Annotated in this window: 10 protein-coding genes; 8 read left to right on the forward strand and 2 right to left on the reverse strand. The window is 45.3% G+C overall.

Going from position 1 to position 18,558, the window contains the following annotated elements; all coding sequences use genetic code 11:
* Positions 1-26 precede the first annotated feature (26 nt).
* Complete coding sequence (locus ABDD95_RS02075) at positions 27-1,037, reverse strand: glycoside hydrolase family 43 protein (protein WP_345950248.1); 1,011 nt, start codon at positions 1,035-1,037, stop codon at positions 27-29.
* A 391-nt stretch (positions 1,038-1,428) separates the two neighbouring features.
* Here ABDD95_RS02075 and ABDD95_RS02080 point away from each other — a divergent pair, with 391 nt between their 5' ends.
* The 5 genes from ABDD95_RS02080 (at position 1,429) to ABDD95_RS02100 (ending at position 12,647) form a co-directional block, all read left to right on the forward strand.
* A complete protein-coding gene (locus ABDD95_RS02080) occupies positions 1,429-4,371 on the forward strand; it encodes a glycoside hydrolase family 2 TIM barrel-domain containing protein (protein ID WP_345950249.1) in 2,943 nt (980 codons plus the stop codon).
* Between the two features lie 107 nt (positions 4,372-4,478).
* Complete coding sequence (gene rhaM / locus ABDD95_RS02085) at positions 4,479-4,808, forward strand: L-rhamnose mutarotase (RefSeq protein ID WP_345950250.1); 330 nt, start codon at positions 4,479-4,481, stop codon at positions 4,806-4,808.
* Positions 4,809-4,831: 23 nt separating this feature from the next.
* Positions 4,832-7,609, forward strand: coding sequence for a glycosyl hydrolase (locus ABDD95_RS02090; protein ID WP_345950251.1), 2,778 nt, complete (start codon positions 4,832-4,834; stop codon positions 7,607-7,609).
* A 98-nt stretch (positions 7,610-7,707) separates the two neighbouring features.
* Positions 7,708-10,599: a glycosyl hydrolase 115 family protein gene (locus ABDD95_RS02095; protein ID WP_345950252.1), complete on the forward strand. Its 2,892-nt coding sequence runs from the start codon at positions 7,708-7,710 to the stop codon at positions 10,597-10,599.
* A 62-nt stretch (positions 10,600-10,661) separates the two neighbouring features.
* Positions 10,662-12,647 (forward strand): alpha-L-arabinofuranosidase C-terminal domain-containing protein, encoded by a 1,986-nt coding sequence (locus ABDD95_RS02100; RefSeq protein WP_345950253.1) that lies wholly within the window; start codon positions 10,662-10,664, stop codon positions 12,645-12,647.
* Between the two features lie 79 nt (positions 12,648-12,726).
* On the opposite strand, the gene ABDD95_RS02105 is transcribed toward ABDD95_RS02100, so the two are convergent.
* On the reverse strand, positions 12,727-12,936 hold the full coding sequence (locus tag ABDD95_RS02105; RefSeq protein ID WP_345950254.1) for a YtxH domain-containing protein: 210 nt from the start codon (positions 12,934-12,936) through the stop codon (positions 12,727-12,729).
* A 175-nt stretch (positions 12,937-13,111) separates the two neighbouring features.
* Between ABDD95_RS02105 and ABDD95_RS02110 the strand changes: the two genes are divergently transcribed.
* The 3 genes from ABDD95_RS02110 to ABDD95_RS02120 all read left to right on the forward strand — a co-directional run bounded on the left by ABDD95_RS02110 (position 13,112) and on the right by ABDD95_RS02120 (position 18,534).
* Positions 13,112-15,622 (forward strand): hypothetical protein, encoded by a 2,511-nt coding sequence (locus ABDD95_RS02110; RefSeq protein WP_345950255.1) that lies wholly within the window; start codon positions 13,112-13,114, stop codon positions 15,620-15,622.
* Positions 15,623-15,660: 38 nt separating this feature from the next.
* Positions 15,661-16,791: a metallophosphoesterase gene (locus ABDD95_RS02115; RefSeq protein WP_345950256.1), complete on the forward strand. Its 1,131-nt coding sequence runs from the start codon at positions 15,661-15,663 to the stop codon at positions 16,789-16,791.
* A 204-nt stretch (positions 16,792-16,995) separates the two neighbouring features.
* The gene (locus ABDD95_RS02120) at positions 16,996-18,534 is read left to right on the forward strand and encodes a SulP family inorganic anion transporter (RefSeq protein ID WP_345950257.1); all 1,539 of its coding nucleotides are present in this window, start codon (positions 16,996-16,998) and stop codon (positions 18,532-18,534) included.
* The last annotated feature ends 24 nt before the right edge of the window (positions 18,535-18,558 follow it).

Below are 18,558 nucleotides of genomic sequence, written 5' to 3' on the forward strand. Positions count from 1 at the left end.
AAGTCAATATAGTTTGAACTGGAATTCTACTTCACCGGTTTAACTCCTTCACTCGTCATAATCACCCGTTTTATAGTCCCATCCTTATTGTAGTATAAGTAATCGATACAAACCGAACGGTGAAAACCGCCTGCATCAGCAGCTAAAGCACCAGTATGGTAGATGAAATAATCTTTGCCTTTAAAGTTAATAATGGCCTGGTGGTTGGTGTTGGAGTTTCCGGCTATCTCATTAATAATGCCTTTGTACTGCCAGGGGCCGGTAATACTGCGGCTCATGGCATAGGCTATCTTTTCTGGAAACTCATACGCGTATGAGAGGTAATACCAACCATTGCGCTTATGTATCCAGGGAGCCTCGGTAAAATGCGGCAAGCCTGTAAACGTTTGTATAGGGCCATCAAGCTCCGTCATGTTGCTTTTGAGTTTCGCATAATAGCAGGCTGTGTTACCCCAAATGAGATAGGCTTGTCCATCATCGTCTATAAAAACGGTGGGATCAATATCATCCCAGCTAATTTTGGTTTGGCCGGTAGTCATGTCGTTAGTAACAAGCGCCGAGCCCCGGGCATCCTTAAAAGGCCCCGTAGGGCTGTCAGAAACAGCCACACCTATGGCTTTGCCATGTATGGTATTGTGTGTAATAGCAACATACCAGTAAAATTTACCGTTACGCTCAATTACCTGGCTAGCCCAGGCATCGTCTTTAGCCCAGGCAAAATCGCTTGCTTTAAGCGGACTGGGGTGCTCGGTCCAGTTAACCATATCGGTTGATGAAAAGCATAGCCAGTCGTGCATCACATAGCGGGCCTGCTTTTCGGGCGCAACGTCGTGGCCGGTGTACAAGTAAACCTTCTCCTTATAAACCATAGCGCCCGGGTCGGCCGTATATTTATGTCTGATGATGGGGTTGCCATTTGACTTGATAAGGGTATCGGTGGGTGTTACAAATTGCCGGCTTGCCTGGTTGCTTAAAAACGCAGGTAAGCCAAGCCATAAGGCAACTTTAACAATAGACAAAGAAAAGTAACTCATCATGCAAAATAGGTGGTTTTGTAATTGGTAGCTTACCAGGCGAAAAATTAAATTGGCAATGCTAACCTATATATCCATTTTTAACTAACCATCCTGTGGCATCATGCCGCAGTTGTTATTAATCAAATGCTAAGATATTACATAAGTTTGCTTACAAAAACATGATGGTTCAGGATAGATGAAAGTAGCCGAGTGAGTACATTGAGCCCCAAAACCAGTTAAAAACTATAATAATACAATAATGCCGTTTTTAGCCCGCAAAAAGGCTTTGTGCTGTAACTCGAAAATGTCTGAATTACTGCATAATTGCTGGCCGTGCTTTGGCTAAAAAAGTATAATGAAACCACAACCAATGCGGATGTGATTTCGAGCATTGTTGAATGATAATTAGCCTATGATGATCAACACTTACTTTGTTTCCTTTTCGCGATTAAAACTTGTTTTTGCTTTGCTGTTGGGTATTTTAAGCATCCGTACGCAGGCGGCTGCTCCGGCACCGGGCACCCGGCAAATCAAATATCTTTCGGGTAAAGACAACCGCACTAATGTACAATGGGATTTTTATTGCACCGGTGGACGCAAAAGCGGTTACTGGACCAAAATTGCCGTGCCGTCCTGCTGGGAGCAACAAGGCTTTGGCAGTTACAATTATGGCCGCGATTATAAAACCTACGGCAAAAACTTCCGCTTTGCCGATGAGCAGGGTATCTATAAGCTCAATTTTAAGGTGCCGCAGGCTTGGGCTAATATGGATGTGTACCTGGTTTTTGAGGGTTCGATGACCGATACCGAAGTTAAAATCAATGGCAAGGCAGCCGGCGAAAAACATCAGGGCGCTTTTTATGAGTTTAAATATAACATCAGCAACAAACTGAAATTTGGCAGCAGCAATTTGCTGGAAGCCAGAGTAAGTAAAATGTCTGCCGATGCATCGGTAAACAATGCGGAGCGTTTGGCCGATTACTGGATTTTTGGCGGCATCTTTCGCCCCGTTTACCTGGCTGCTTATCCTAAACAGCACATAGCACAAATAGCAGTAGATGCCAAAGCGAACGGCAATTTTAAAATGCAGGTTTACCCCGAGCACTTAAAGCAAGCCCTACAGGTGGTTGCCCAGATAACCGATTTAAAAGGCAAACTGGTAAAAAGCATTACTGCCAATGTAAAAGCAACAGATACGGTGGTAAATATAGCAACCCGTGTAAATAATCCCTTGTTGTGGACATCCGAAACGCCTAACCTGTACAAGGTAAACGTAGCGCTTAAATCGGGTGGTAGTGTTATTCATCAAACAACTGAGAAATTTGGTTTCCGTACTATTGAGATACGCAAGGGTGATGGCATTTACCTCAACGGGGTCAACATCAAAATGAAGGGTATTAACCGGCATAGTTGGTGGCCCGAAACAGGCAGGACCCTGAACGACGATATACAGCTGATGGACGTGAAGCTGATGAAGGAAATGAACATGAACGCCGTACGCATGTCGCATTACCCGCCCGATAAGAAGTTCCTGGAGATATGTGACTCTTTAGGTTTATACGTGTTGGATGAACTGGCCGGCTGGCAAAAGTATTACAGCACGGCCGCTGGTAAAAAGTTGGTAAAAGAAATGGTGCTGCGCGATTTGAACCACCCGTCTATCATATTTTGGGATAACGGTAACGAGGGCGGTACTAATAAAGAGCTCGATCAGTACTTTACACAATACGATTTTTCGAAACGCCCGGTTATACACCCGCATCACCGCCCGGGCAATGCTTACAATGGCATTGATTGTAACCACTACGAAGATTACTACAGCACCAAAAACATATTGGCCGACACCAACATTTATATGCCTACTGAGTTTTTGCATGCGCAGGATGATGGTGGCGCTGCTACCAGCATGTCTGATTTCTGGGACCTGCACTGGAAATCGAAACGCTCGGGCGGTGGTTTCATCTGGGCCCTGGTTGATGAAGGCATCGTGCGTACAGACCAAAACGGCATCATCGACGTAAATGGTGTAAACGCGCCCGATGGTGTGCTTGGGCCGCACCGTGAAAAGGAAGGCAGCTTTTTTGCCCTGCGTGAGATATTCTCACCGGTGCATATCACCATGAAAACGCTTCCTGCCAATTTTAATGGCAGTATACCGGTAGAGAACCGATTCCATTTCACTAATCTTAATCAGTGTACCTACAGTTGGGAATTAATTGATTATCGTAAGCCTAATGAAAATGATGGTGGTTATATAACACGCAAAAAAGGTACGTTAAATGGTCCTTCAGTTGCACCGGTAGCTGCAGGTGAACTGCATGTGCCCCTGCCCGCGGATTGGAAAAGCTATGATGCGCTAACGCTTTCGGCTTATGACCCGTTCAAAAACCTGGTTTACCGCTGGGTTTGGAAAAATAACAATGACCGCCTGCTGAACAGCGTTATGACCTTAACCGGTAAAAACCCGGTTGCAGTAATCGAAACAGATTCAACTCTGCAACTCAAATCGGGCGCCATCGCTTTGACCTTTAATACACGCAACGGTCAGATCCGGTCGCTTACGGGTAACAGCGGCGATCCATTAAACTTTGGCGGCGGCCCGGGGCTGGTAAGCGGCACTGCCACTTTTAAAGACATTAAACACCGTCAGGAAGCCGATGGCGAACTGGTAGAGGTAAGCTACACCGGCGACTTAAAATACGCCCGCTGGAAAATGTTTAACAGCGGCTGGGTAAGTCTCGATTATGAGTACAATTTGCCACAAGGCGATTACCCTTATGCCGGCATTACCTTTAATTATCCTGAAAATTACGTGTTGGGGGCCAAATGGCTGGGTAAAGGCCCATACCGCGTTTGGAAAAATCGTTTACAAGGCGTGGCCGATGATGTGTGGATCAATGCCTATAATAACACCCAAACCGGTAGTGCTCCCTGGATATTCCCTGAGTTTAAAGGCTACTTTGCCGATATAACCTGGATGGAATTAAATACCGTGCAAGGCAAGTTTTTAATAGCAGCCAAAGAACCGAATTTATATGTGCGTTTGTTTGATTTTTATGGATTGTCGGGCATAAAACCGGCTCCTGCTTTGCCGTCAGGTAATTTGTCTTTTTTAGATGCTATACCGCCCATGGGTACAAAGCTGGCTTTGGGTGTGGATATGAACACCCCTAAATTAGGCCCCAACGGCGAGCTTAACCATCTAAACGGTACTACCAAGCGCACCTTATATTTTTACTTCGGGTTGTTGGAGCAAGCGGGCAAGGGCCAGCAAAATTTTACCAGACCGGTTAAAGATGAACTGTTTGATACTACGCCTTCGCCAGCTCCCGCTAAAAGCGGAAAAGGACAATAATTAAAAAATAATCATTTCTGTTATCTCAAACGAATGGTAGAGATCTGTTCCGTGTTTAGTTTAGCATAATGAACAAAATTTCTTGCATACAACTCTGAATAACAATATTGAAAAATAAAACACCTATGCAAAAAGTAGCCTTTAAAATGAAGCTGAAACCTGGCTTTAAAGACGAATATACAAAACGGCACACCGAGATATGGCCTGAACTTTCGGCCTTGTTGAAGGAAAATGGCATAAGCGATTATACTATTTTTCTGGATGAAGAGACCAATACGCTGTTTGGCGTTCAACTGCAGTCGGGCCAGTCATCGCAGGATTTAGGCACAACCGAAATTGTACAAAAATGGTGGGCCTATATGGCCGATATTATGGAAACCAATCCAGATAATTCGCCGGTAAGTACGCCGCTTACAACGGTTTTTCACCTGGATTAATTTCACTCTCTAAACACTACGCTATGTTTATCAAGCAACTTTTATACATCAGTACTTTTTGTGTGGTTGCTACATCTGCAACGGCACAAACCAAAGTTAAGCAGTCCAATGTTTGGCCTGCAGTTAAAAAAGAAACCCGCCCGTGGACCCGCTGGTGGTGGATGGGCAATGCCGTTGACCAAAAAAATATTGGCATGCTGCTGCGTAAATACCAGCAAGCCGGCTTTGGCGGGGTGGAGGTAACGCCTATTTATGGTGCCATTGGTTACGAGAGCCGATACATTGATTTCCTTTCACCCAAGTGGATGGATATGCTTAATTATACCGCTACTACAGCCTCGCAATTAGGCATGGGTGTGGATATGAATACCGGTACAGGCTGGCCATTTGGCGGGCCGCAGATTAAGCCTGCTGATGCGGCAACGCGGTTGATTGTGCAAACCTATAAACTTAACCCGGGCGAGATTGTAAAAGATGCCATCCGTGTAAACGACCCTAAACAACGTGATGTGGCCGTATTGCAAGCCCTGGTGGCTTATGACGAAAAAGGCAATGCCACTAACGTAATGAGCAAGGTAGATGCTAATGGCAATTTTAACATGCCACCGGTAACTGCCAAAACCGAAATTTATGCAGCCTTTGCAGGTAAAACGCTGCAAAAAGTTAAACGTGCCGCCCCGGGCGGTGAAGGTTATACGTTGGATCACTTATCTAAAACAGCTACCGATACTTACCTGGCTCGTTTTACCAATGCTTACAAAAGTGGCCGGCCTAACGTACGAGCTTATTTTAACGACAGCTATGAGGTTTACGGCGCCAGCTGGTCGCCGGTATTGTTTGATGCCTTTCAAAAAGAGCATGGCTATGATTTGCGCCTGCATCTGCGCGAGTTGATGAGCGAGGATGATAAGGAAGCCATAGGCCGCGTAAAGTCCGATTACCGCGAAACCATGAGCAACATGCTACTGCATAACTTTACCCAAAACTGGACTAACTGGGCGCATGGATTAAAAAGTATAACTAAAAACCAGTCGCACGGGTCGCCGGGCAACTTGCTTGATTTATATGGAACGGTTGACATCCCGGAATGCGAGACATTTGGTTCCAGTAAGTTTAATATCCCGGGCTTACGCCGTGATAGTGCAGACGTGCGCAATGTAGACCCTAACCCTATAATGCTCGAATTCGCCTCATCGGCAGGGCATGTGAACAGTAAACCGCTGGTTTCTTCTGAGACGTTTACCTGGTTAACGGAGCATTTTAAAACTTCTTACTCGCAATGTAAGCCCGAGGTAGAGCAGATATTTCTATCCGGTGTTAATCATGTTTTCTATCACGGAACCACTTACTCGCCAGAGGATGTGAAGTTCCCGGGCTGGTTGTTTTATGCCTCCATGAATATGGTGCCCGATAATAGCTTGTGGAGCCACGGCAAGGGGTTAAATGAATATATTACGCGCTGCCAGTCGGTATTGCAAGCAGGCAAGGCCGATAATGAGATATTGATGTACTGGCCAATTTATGATGCCTGGAACCATCATAAAGGTTTAGATATGCCCTTGGCCATTCATGATATTAATGAGTGGTTGATTCCAACCGCATTTTACAAAAATGCAACCAACCTGCAAAAAAAGGGCTATAGCCTGGATTTTGTATCCGATTTGGCCTTATCTAAAAGCCTCGGCACCACAGCAGGTGTAAAAACAAGCGCTAACGCCAATTATAAAGTTTTAGTAGTGCCCGAATGTACTATGATGCCGGTTGAAACTTTGCAGCAAATAATAAAGCTGGCTGCACAGGGAGCAACGGTGATCTTTCAAAAGTTGCCCGAAGACGTACCCGGCCTGGCCGATGTTGAAGGCCGCAGAGCAAAGCTGAAACAGCTTTTGTCAACCTTAAAGTTTTCTAATTCGGGCGGTGTAAAACAAGCTGCGGTAGGCGCAGGTAAAGTGTTGCTGTCAGCAGATTTAGATGATGCGCTTACAACTGCATTGGTACCGGCCGAAAAACTGGTGGAAACAGGTTTGCAGTTTATTCGCAGAGATGTAAATGGCAGCAAATATTATTATTTAGTTAACCATACGCCAAAAGCTATAGATACCCGCATACCACTGAACGGTGCGTTTGCTTCGGTTACAATTATGGATCCGCAAAGCGGCAGCTTCGGTTTGGCATCAGCATCCACAACAAAACAAAAAACTTATGTCCGCGTGCAACTGCAATCGGGCGAGGCGCTAATCTTGTTTGCCAGTATGCAAGCCAAAGCAACATCGTCAAAATGGAAGTATCTGGAAAAACCAACCGGTGAGGTTAAACTCGAAAATACCTGGAGTTTAGCGTTTACGCAGGGTGGCCCTACATTGCCTGCTCCTAAAAAATTGAGCAAGTTAACCTCATGGACCGACTTGGGAGATACTACAGCCGTTAACTTTTCTGGTACCGGCGTTTATACCAGTACGTTTACCCTGCCTGCTAAAACAGCAGGTGAGTACGTATTAGATTTAGGGCAGGTAGATGAAAGTGCCCGGGTATGGATCAATGGTAAAGAAGTGGGTATTTTATGGAGTATTCCATTCAAAGCCCGTGTAGGCAGTTTTCTAAAAGCAGGGCAGAATACCATCAAGGTTGAAGTAGATAACCTGATGGCTAACCGCATCCGTTACATGGATCAGCATAATATTGAATGGCGCAAATACCACGAGATTAATTTTGTGAATATCAACTACAAACCGTTTGATGCCGCGAACTGGAAGCCTGTGCCATCGGGGTTGTTGGGGCCGGTTAAGCTGGTGCAGTATTAGGGTTAAAATTTAGGGAAAGACACGGTCGCCACTCAGGTTTAGCTGAGTGGCACTATAGTTAGGTCCGGGCCGCAGGTAATTCAAGGCACTTTACAACAATGCACAAACACAATCGCGCGTATCTCATTCTACTCATCCTGCTAACGTGGGGTATAAAAGCTTATGCCGTTAAGTTTGATGTAGTTACCGCGCAATCCAAAGTAACTATTGTTTATGAAGAAGGCCGGCAAAACCTTGATTCGATTACGGCGCATTTGCTGGCGCAGGATATTCAGCGCGTAACCGGCTATTTACCCAAGGTGTTAACTGATATAAATGCGGCAAAAGGCAATGTTATTATTGTGGGCACTGCACAATCAGCTTTACTGGTAAAGCTAAACGTTAATACGGCATCCTTAAAAGCCAAATGGGAAACTTATGCCTTGCAGGTTATCGATCATCCCACTAAAAGCATTAACCATGCATTGGCAATTATTGGTAGCGATGCCCGCGGCATGGCCTACGGTGTTTTCGATATTTCTGAACGTATGGGCGTATCGCCCTGGTACTGGTGGGCAGATGTAAAGCCGGTTCAACAAAAGGTGCTGACGTTAGAAATTAAGGCTTACACATCAGCGCCGCCTTCGGTAAAATACCGGGGCATTTTCATTAACGATGAAGACTGGGGCTTACAGCCCTGGGCGGCCAAAACTTATGAACCGGAAACCGGCGACATAGGTCCTAAAACTTACGCCAGGATATTTGAACTTTTGCTGCGCCTGAAAGCTAATCTCATTTGGCCGGCCATGCATCCCAGCACCAAAGCTTTTTACTCTTATCCTGGCAATGCCAAAGTAGCGGCCGATTACCAGATTGAAGTAGGCTCCTCGCACGCAGAACCCATGCTGCGTAATAACGTAGGGGAGTGGAACGAGAAAACCATGGGACACTTTAACTACGTTACCAACAAACAGTCTGTTTATAACTATTGGGAAAGCCGGGTAAAAGAAAGCAGCGCTAACAACGCCATTTACACCATGGGTATGCGAGGCGTGCATGATAGCGGCATGGAGGGTGTAAAAGGCCCTAAGGAAGCGGTGCCCTTGCTGGAGCAGATTATTGCAGATCAGCGTGGCCTGCTGCAAAAGTACGTAAACCGCGATGCCACCAAAGTGCCACAAGTTTTTACCATTTACAAAGAAGTGCTTGATGTATATGAAAATGGCCTTACCGTGCCTGATGATATAACCCTAATGTGGACTGATGATAATTACGGCTATATACAACGGCTTAGTAATGCGCAGGAGCAGCAACGTAAGGGCGGCTCGGGTGTGTACTATCATGCCTCATACTGGGGGCGTCCGCACGATTATTTGTGGCTCAGCACAACATCACCGGGCCTTATGCGCGAAGAAATGATGAAGGCTTATGATATGAATGCCCGCGAAATGTGGGTGCTTAACATAGGTGACCTGAAGCCTTGTGAGTATAACATGCAGCTGTTTTTAGACATGGCCTACCAGGCCGGCAACTTCGAAAGCAGCCGTGATTTAACGCAGCACTTGCAGCGGTGGTGTGCTGCAAAATGGGGAGCAGGTAAAGCTTCACATATCCGCGCCTTGCTGCAGCGTTATTACAATTTGGCGTGGGAGCGTCGCCCCGAGTTTATGGGCTGGAGTCAAACAGAACCAACTACCAAAACCAATTATACCGCTTACAATCACTTTGCTTATGGTGATGAGGCTGCCAATAGGGTAGGCGCTTACCAGCAATTGGCGCAAGAAGCATCTTCAATTTACAACAGCACGGGAATGCTCAACAAAGATGCTTTTTACGAGTTAGTATACTATCCTGTAAACGGCGCATCGCTTATCAACCAAAAGTTTTTGTACCGCGATAAAGCCTACCTGTATGGTAAACAAAACCGTTTAGTTGCACAGGAATACGCGGAAAAGAGCAGGAAAGCTTACCAAAGTATCTTTACCGAAACCGAATATTACAATCATAAACTGGCCGGTGGTAAATGGAATAACATCATGTCTATGCAGCCCCGTAATTTGCCTGTTTATCAGGAGCCGGATCTGCCTGCATTTAACCATAAAACATCAGCCGAAAGTTGGGGCATTGCGCCCGAAGGCTGGTACGGCGATACTTTGCAAGTGTCTCCGGCAACTTTTACATTGCCTGTAATAAGTCAATTAGCAGACAAGTCGTATTTTGTAGACGTTTACCTGAAAAAGGATACCACTTTAAAGTGGAAAGCAATACCCTCACAACCCTGGATAACTTTATTAAACCAGGGCGAGTTGACGAATCAGGCGGGTAAAAGACAAATCCGGACCTACGTTAGCATCAACTGGAAACTACTGGCTAAGCAACCCGGCTTACATAGCGGAAAGATTGATTTTACAACGGCAGGCAAAACTTATACGGTATTGGTAAAAGCCGATAACCTAACATCGGTTAAATTGGCCGGCTATAAGGGGTTAATTGAAAAGGAAGGAATGGTATCCATATTCGCCTCCAGTTATACCGGCCAAAAGAGTGATTCACATCATTGGGATACCGATATCACGTTGGGTTATTCGCAACACGCCTTAATAGCTAATTATACCAAGATGCACGCCGCAGTAGATACCAACTGGGCCACTGCATCACATGTTAGCTATGATTTTTATACCCTTACTGATGCCAGCCGGCCGCAATTGTCGGTATTTACGGTGCCTACTCATCCGCTAAATAAGAATTATGGTATGCGCTACGCCGTTTCGGTTGATGGCAGTAAGCCGCAGGTTGTTAATTTTAAAACGGAGGCCCGCAGCAACGAATGGAAGAACAACGTTTTGAGCAATAACGCTATTCGTAAAATAAATTTTCCGGCGTTAAAGCCCGGCAAGCATCAGCTTAAATTATATGTAGTTGATCCGGGTGTTATTGTTGACAGATTTTTAATTAATTTAACACCCGATTATAAACCGGCTTACAGCCTTATTCCAGAAAATAAATTATAGCAGCCTGCATGGCTGCCATGTTAATTTTTGACCAAATCTTTTTAATTGTACGTTTGACAGTTATGAACCTAAAGTTTACCGCCCTTGCCTGCTTAACCGCTTTAACCTTTAATGCCGCTGCGCAAAAAAGTATGCCTATTATAGTAAATGCCGACAAGTCCATTGCCAAGGTGCAGCCCACTATGTGGGGCGTTTTTTTTGAAGATATTAACATGGGTGCCGATGGTGGCATTTATGCCGAGCTGGTTAAAAACCGTTCATTCGAGTTTGCCACGCCGCTCATGGGCTGGTCGGTTAAGGGCAAGAAAATAAGCGAGGGAGATGTACTGATACTTAATCGGCAGCAAAGTCCGGTTAATAATCCAAATCCACGGTTTATGCGGATTAACGTAAGGGACGCTGCCAGTAAAACTGATATGGGTATAGTAAATGAGGGGTTCAGGGGCATGGGTATCAAAAAAGGTTTATCCTACAACTTCTCAGTAATGTACCGGCAGGCCGCGCCCGGTGTAAAACTGCATATAGAACTGTTGGACGAAAAGAACAACGTAGTAGGTCAAACGGTATTGGTGCCGGCAGAAAGTGGAACAGAATGGCATAAACAAGGCGTAAGCTTTACGGCTAACAATACTGTTGCTAAAGGCAAGTTCGGTATGTGGCTGGAAGGTAATGGGGTGATTGATCTAGACATGATCTCCTTATTTCCAGGCGATACCTGGAAACAGCGCCCCGGAGGGTTACGCAGCGATATGGTGCAGTTGCTGGCCGATATGAAGCCTGGCTTTATCCGTTTTCCAGGCGGTTGTGTGGTAGAAGGCCGAGACCTTGCCACGCGCTATCCCTGGAAAAAGACAATTGGTCCGGTTGAAAACCGCGAACTGAACATTAACCGCTGGAACACCGAATTTAAGCACCGTTTAACCGGCGATTACTTTCAAACCTATGGCTTAGGTTTTTTTGAATACTTCCAGTTGGCCGAAGATATTGGCGCACAGCCCCTGCCCATAATTAACTGTGGCATGGCCTGCCAGTTTAATACTGCCGAACTGGTGCCATTAGAACAGTTAGGCTCTTATGTGCAGGATGCGCTTGACCTGGTAGAGTTCGCCAACGGTAATGTTAATACCCCCTGGGGCAAGAAACGTGCAGAAATGGGCCACCCTGAGCCGTTTAATTTAAAAATGATGGGCATTGGTAACGAAAACTGGGGGCCACAGTACTTGGAGCGTTTGAAAATTTTTACCGACAGCCTTAAAAAGCACTACCCGGATATTAAGATCGTAAACAGCTCAGGTACTGATCCGAATGGTGCCCGCTTTGATTTTTTGAACAACGCGCTGCGTAAAAATAAGGCCGATATTATCGACGAGCATTATTACCGCTCGCCCGACTGGTTTTTTAGCAATGCTACCCGCTATGATAGTTATGATCGTAACGGCTCCAAAGTATTTGCCGGCGAATATGCCGCCCAAAGTGATGGCATAGCTAAGCCAACCAATCAAAACAACTGGCAATGCGCCATTGCCGAGGCCGCCTTTATGACCGGCTTAGAGCGCAATGCCGCTGTGGTAAGCATGGCCTCATATGCGCCGCTGTTTGCCCATGCCGAGGGCTGGCAATGGACGCCAGATATGATTTGGGTAGATAACCTGCATGTGTACGGCACGCCCAATTATTACGTACAAAAGCTGTACTCATTATATAAGGGGACAGATGTGGTATCAATTACAACAGGTAATAAGGCGGTGGCTGGTCAGGATAGCTTGTATGCATCGGCAGTGGTTGATCATAAGAGCAATGAGCTAATCATTAAAATAGTGAATGCCTCCAAAAAGGTACAAACGCGAAGTGTACAGTTAAAGAGCAATAATAAACTGCCGCTTACCGGTATACATACCTATATCAGCAATGATTTGAAAGCGGTTAATACTTTTGAGAATGCGGTAAATGTGAGCCCGAAAGATGAGCGCATTGCTGTGAAGGGAAAAACGTTGCCTATTACCCTTCAGCCTTATTCGTGTAATGTGGTAAGGTTGGCTTTGAGGTAGTAAGCTTGCCATAATACCTAAATAAAAAGTCCCGGGCAGCAATGTCCGGGACTTTTTATTTAGCAGTAGCTAATAAAATCTACTGGTAATCTTCTTGTGCAGCTTGTGCACGGTTGGTTACCTTGCTAATAGCTTCGTCAGTGTACTGTTTTGCTTTTTCAATCCATTCAGGCGCTTGTTCGTTCCAATCGTCAATAATTGATTTTCCGTCTTCAACGCGTTTTTTTGTAATGTGTTTAATGCCATAGGCTGCAGCAGCACCTAAAACTGCCCATTTTAATAAGCTCATCGTATTTCTGATTTAAATTGTTTACTATTTATATGGACGGTAAGCTGCAAGTTTGGTGCCAAAGACATTAAAAAACGCGATATACTTTAGGTACCGTTTTTTGATCCAATTTACTCCCCATCTATTTCTCCTGTCCTAATTATCAGTAGCTTAGATTAAACCTAAATGCCCTATTATGCGTAACCTATCTCAAATTCTCAGGTTTTTCTTTGTGCCCTCCTTACGGGGTGCTTTTGCCTACACTTACCAAAAAGCTAAAGGTATTTCCTTCCGGTACCTGATGCACGATTTATTTTCGGTGTTGCAGCAGGTTGGGCTGATGCTGATTTTTGCCATCATTGCATCAGTTATCTTTATTGTGCTGCCGCAGGGCATAGATACGCTGTTGGTTGTAATAGAAAATCTCGACGCGGGAAGGCCTGAAAATTACCTGTTCCTCTTGCTTACACTATTTATCTGGAGTGTAGTTTCGGAGTTTGGTGTACGGTATGCCATTTACGTAAGCGATAACTCCGGCAAAAGCCTAACCGACGCCCGTGTAACCTGGCGAAAAACGGTGCAGCGTGTAGTATCGGGCAGTTGTTTGCTTTGGCCAACTGTGTTAGTAGGCATAAGTTTGCTTATTTCTTTTGGCCGGCACAAAGACCCGGGCGCTATTGCATTGCCGTATGTTGTGGCTTTTACAGGCTTATATGTGCTGTTTAGTGTACTAACCAATCTATATTTTATTAAGGCGGAAGCTAGCAAGCCGCGGCTTAACCTGCGCAGGCTGTTTCCTACCGCCGAAAGCCTGCCGGCCACCGAGTACAATTGGGTGAGCAGGCTTTACGGCATTTATAATAACTACGTTTACTCATTACCCAATCAAGGGCAGTTCAATGAGCCCGAATCGGAGTTGGTGGCGCAGTTTAATAATACATTTAACACTTCTGACGATCTGCGGAACAACTTTCCGCAAAGCAAGGTGCCAAGTAATGATACCAAAGTACCTGCTGAATTTGAGCTCATTAGCTTCAGCCCGCAATTACCGGCCCATCCGCATACCTTGCAGTGGACTTACCGCATACCCACCGGTTTTTATAAAAACCTGCACAAACAGGTAGTGATGGTTGCGTTGCTATCGTTAATTGTGTTTACTGTAGTAAGTATCATACCTGTATCTACAAACTGGGAAGGCAGTAACTTTTTTGAAATGCTGGGTGCACCGGCTTTAGTTGCGCTGGCCTTTGCCTGTTGGATTGGTATTTATGTAGGCGTGCTGTATCTTGATTTTGCCCGGCTTCGCAAGTGGCCGGTATCGATCCGCTTCCTGTTGTTGTGCCTGCTCATTTATTCCTCTGTAAGCAACAAAGATCATCCGGTTAGGGAAGAGCTTCAGCAGGCTGACCTAATTACTAAAAGACCTGTGTTGAAAGACCATTTTTCAAGATGGTTTAGTCAGTACAAGGCCGAGTTGGATGCTTTATATCCTGTGAGCAGGCTTACTCCGGCAGGGGCGGATTCGGTTAAGGCTGATTCTGTTAGTAGAAGGTATCCGGTTATATTTGTTTGTGCCGAGGGTGGGGCATTACGTACGGGTGGTTTTACCGCTTTGTATTTAACTAAGCTGCAAAAGCGGTTGGAGCATGATAATATAGACTTAAAACGCTCTATATATGCCATGTCGGGCGTGTCGGGAGGAGCCCTGGGTTTAGGGTTGTTTAATGCAGTAGCCTACGGTAATTCATCTCAGGAACTGAGATACAAAAATAGTTTAGATAGTGCTGCTTTCGATTTTTTTAAAGGTGATTATATAGCGCCTGTAGTTGGAAAAATGTTTTTTGGTGATTTACTGAACTTGTTTTTGCCCTGGCACATCAACCGGCTTGATCGGGCCATTGCCATGGAGGAGGCCTGGGAAAGTCGTTACAGCAAACTGCTCAGTCCAAACAGTACCCGCAATATCTTCAGTGCTCATTTCGATACGCTTAACGTTACCAAAAACAACAAGCCACTTGTTATATTTAATACCGACGAGGTAGAAACCGGTCAGCAATGCTGGATCATGAATGCAGCACCCGATGGCGTGTGGGGCAGCGGACAGCGCGATTTGCTGGCCGGCAGAATTAAAGGCAATATTGCCTATAGCACCGGCATCAATTTCAGTACGCGTTTTCCTTTGTTTTCACCTGGCGGAATGATAAAACAAGCCTGCCGTAAATATCATTATTTGGACGGCGGTTATGTAGAAAATACCGGGGCAGGCTCCATGCTCGAAATGTTAAAAGCATTGCAGTTACAGCATAGTAATCTGTTTGCACAAATTAGGCCGGTGGTCATATTTTTGCGCTTTAGTGATCAATTGGCCCCTGAGGATGGTAGTGCAAACCTAAATTTTGGGAATGAAATATTTGAAGTGATTGGCGGTATTTATAATGCCCGCAAAGGCCGGAGCGACGCGGCGGTGCACGACCTGAGGGATGTTATTGAAGGCATGGAGGGCGATTTTATCGACGCGCCGCTGTCGGCCAGCCAAAAAGATGTGCCCATGAACTGGATATTATCTGAGCAAAGCATGAATAACATTGTAAAAGATGTCGAGTTTAAGCTTAAAGATATGGCTGATATCAAAAATCGGCTCGCATTTGACAAAATCAAGTATCTACCTTTTTCGGCAACAAAGGAGGCGGCCTTACTAAAGCAGTAGGGTGTGCAGAACATCACCCGGCATCACACAAAAGTACATTGCTTACGTTTAAGGTCTATATGCGCCGTTTGCTGCAAAAATGGTTTAAACAGCCTTTAATTCGTTTAGCTGATAAGTATTCATCGCGGCCTGATGCCGTGCGGGTGCATGGCGCGCTTACAGCATTGTACAACTCCCTTATTACCAACAACGGCAAGCGGGGTATTATTATACCATTTGACGCGGAAAAGGATAAGTTTGTTATACTTTCCGATCAGCACAAGGGCGCCCGTAATCACGCCGATGATTTTGTTCTTTCTGAGAAAAATTACCTGGCGGCGCTAGACTATTATGGGCAGCAACAATATCACTATATTAACCTGGGCGATAGCGAGGAGCTTTGGGAGAATGGCATACTGGCGGTAAAAAAGCATAATAAAGCCACTTTTGAAAAGGAAAAGCTGTTTTTAAAAAGTAATGCCTTCATTAAAATATTTGGTAACCACGACCTGTACTGGGATAACGATCCGCTGGCGGGTATTATGCTGGAGCAGATTTATGGTGTGCCGGTTAAGATTTATGAAGGCGTAATATTGCAAACAAAAGTGAACAATAAGCCGCTGAGCATTTACCTCACTCACGGCCATCAGGGCGATTTACAAAGTGATGGCAACTGGTTTAGTAAATGGTTTGTTGCCAATGTATGGGGGCCGTTGCAGGCCTATCTCGAAATAAACCCTAATACCCCGGCCACTAATGATCACCTTAAAACGCAGCACAACCAAATCATGTACGAGTGGAGCAGCCGGCAAAATAACCTGCTGCTTATTACCGGACATACGCACCAACCTGTTTTCCGCTCGCTTACCCATTTGGAGCGGTTGTATATTGACCTGGAAAAGGCCGAACAGCAGGGCGATACTGCCGTAGCGCAAAGTTTGCGTGCGCAGATCAACAAGCATGTGTTAAAGGGCGATGCTAAGTTTAGCTTTCCGGGGTACCGGCCGTCTTACTTCAATACTGGTTGCTGTTGTTACGATGATGGTGACATTACCGGTATCGAAATAACGGAAGGCTGCATGCGGCTGATAAAATGGGAATACGACAAGGCCGGGCAACCTGAACGCATAGTATTGGATGAGAGTAAGCTGGATGAGATATTAACCGGCCTGGCTGAGATTCGGCAGTAAATGGTTATAGAATAGGTTTCAATTTTTAACTTTGCTGCAAATTGTTATGAAAGAAGCTATTAATAACAACCCGGTTACACCACCCTGAAGTTTGAGCTCCGGTTGCATTCCTTCCGTTCTCCGGTATAGTTGGCTTTCCCTTAATGTATTTGTTTCCATGCTTGTGCAGCATTTTATTGCTGGCTATTTTTATGTTATTTAATTATGTCTTCTTTAGGTCTCTTCAATTTTTCGCAAAAAGTAAATTATAAAAACGAAATACTATCCGGTCTTACAGTAGCCATGACTATGATGCCCGAATCATTGTCGTTCGCTATCCTGGCTGGCTTTCCGCCATTGGTGGGTTTGTATGCTGCTTTCATCATGGGGTTGGTTACTGCCATACTTGGTGGTAGGCCGGGGCTAATATCAGGCGGTGCAGGAGCCACTGCAGTGGTGCTTATTGCGCTCATGAAATCGCACGGGTTGGAGTATGTATTTGCAGCGGTAGCACTGGCTGGGGTAATTCAGATTGTGGTTGGTTTATTTAAGCTGGGTAAATTCATTCGTTTGGTGCCCCAACCAGTTATGTACGGCTTTGTAAATGGCCTTGCCGTTATTATTTTTATGGCGCAGCTTGAGCAATTCAAAACCGTAGTTAATGGGCAAACTACCTGGCTAAGCGGTATACCACTTTACATTATGGCGGGCTTGGTAGCGCTAACTGTTGGTATTGTACTGTTACTTCCAAAGCTTACTAAAGCAGTGCCGCCATCGCTTGTAGCTATTATTGTGGTGTTTGCTATAGTGCTGGGCTTCGGCATTCATACCAAAACAGTAAAAGATATAGCTGCCGTTAGCGGTGGTTTTCCGCCGTTTCATATCCCGGCTGTACCGTTTGGTTTAGGTACCTTTCAGATAATATTCCCGTACGCTTTAATTATGGCGGGCGTTGGCTTAACCGAAGGCCTGCTTACGCTAAACTTAGTAGACGAAATAACAGCTACCAAAGGCAACGGCAGCCGGGAGTGTGTAGCCCAGGGCACTGCAAATATCTTGAATGGTTTCTTTTTTGGAATGGGTGGCTGCCCAATGATTGCTCAAACGTTGGTTAATTTAACAGCAGGTGCAAGGGCGCGCTTATCGGGCATTGTGGCTGCGTTAACTATACTGCTTATTATTTTATTTGGTGCACCCATTATTGAAAGGGTACCTATGGCTGCCTTAACCGGCGTAATGATTATGGTTGCAATAGGCACATTTGAATGGGCAAGTTTTCGCATTATTAACAAAATGCCTAAGCAGGATGTATTTGTAGGTATTTTGGTAGCGGCGGTTACCATTTGGCTGCATAACCTGGCGTTGGCTGTTCTTATTGGTGTGATAGTTTCGGCCCTGGTATTTGCCTGGGAAAGCGCCAAACGTATACGTGCACGCAAATATACCGACGATGATGGCGCCAGGAACTATGAAATATACGGGCCGTTGTTTTTCGGTTCGGTAACGGCCTTTAACGAAAAGTTTGACGTAGCCGGTGATCCTCAAAAGGTTGTTGTTGACTTTAAAGATAGCCGGGTTTCAGACATGTCGGCCATTGAAGCATTGAACAAACTCACCGAACGTTACCACAAAGCCGGCAAAACACTCCACCTCAAACACCTTAGCCCTGATTGCCGCCAGTTATTGGAAAACGCCGGTGCTGTAATTGATGTAAATATTCTGGAAGATCCGGATTATAGAGTTGCAACAGATAAGCGTAAATAGAGTACTTGGTTCGTAGGTGGTGTT

It is taken from the genome of Mucilaginibacter sp. PAMB04274 (genome assembly GCF_039634385.2).
GTDB lineage: Bacteria > Bacteroidota > Bacteroidia > Sphingobacteriales > Sphingobacteriaceae > Mucilaginibacter.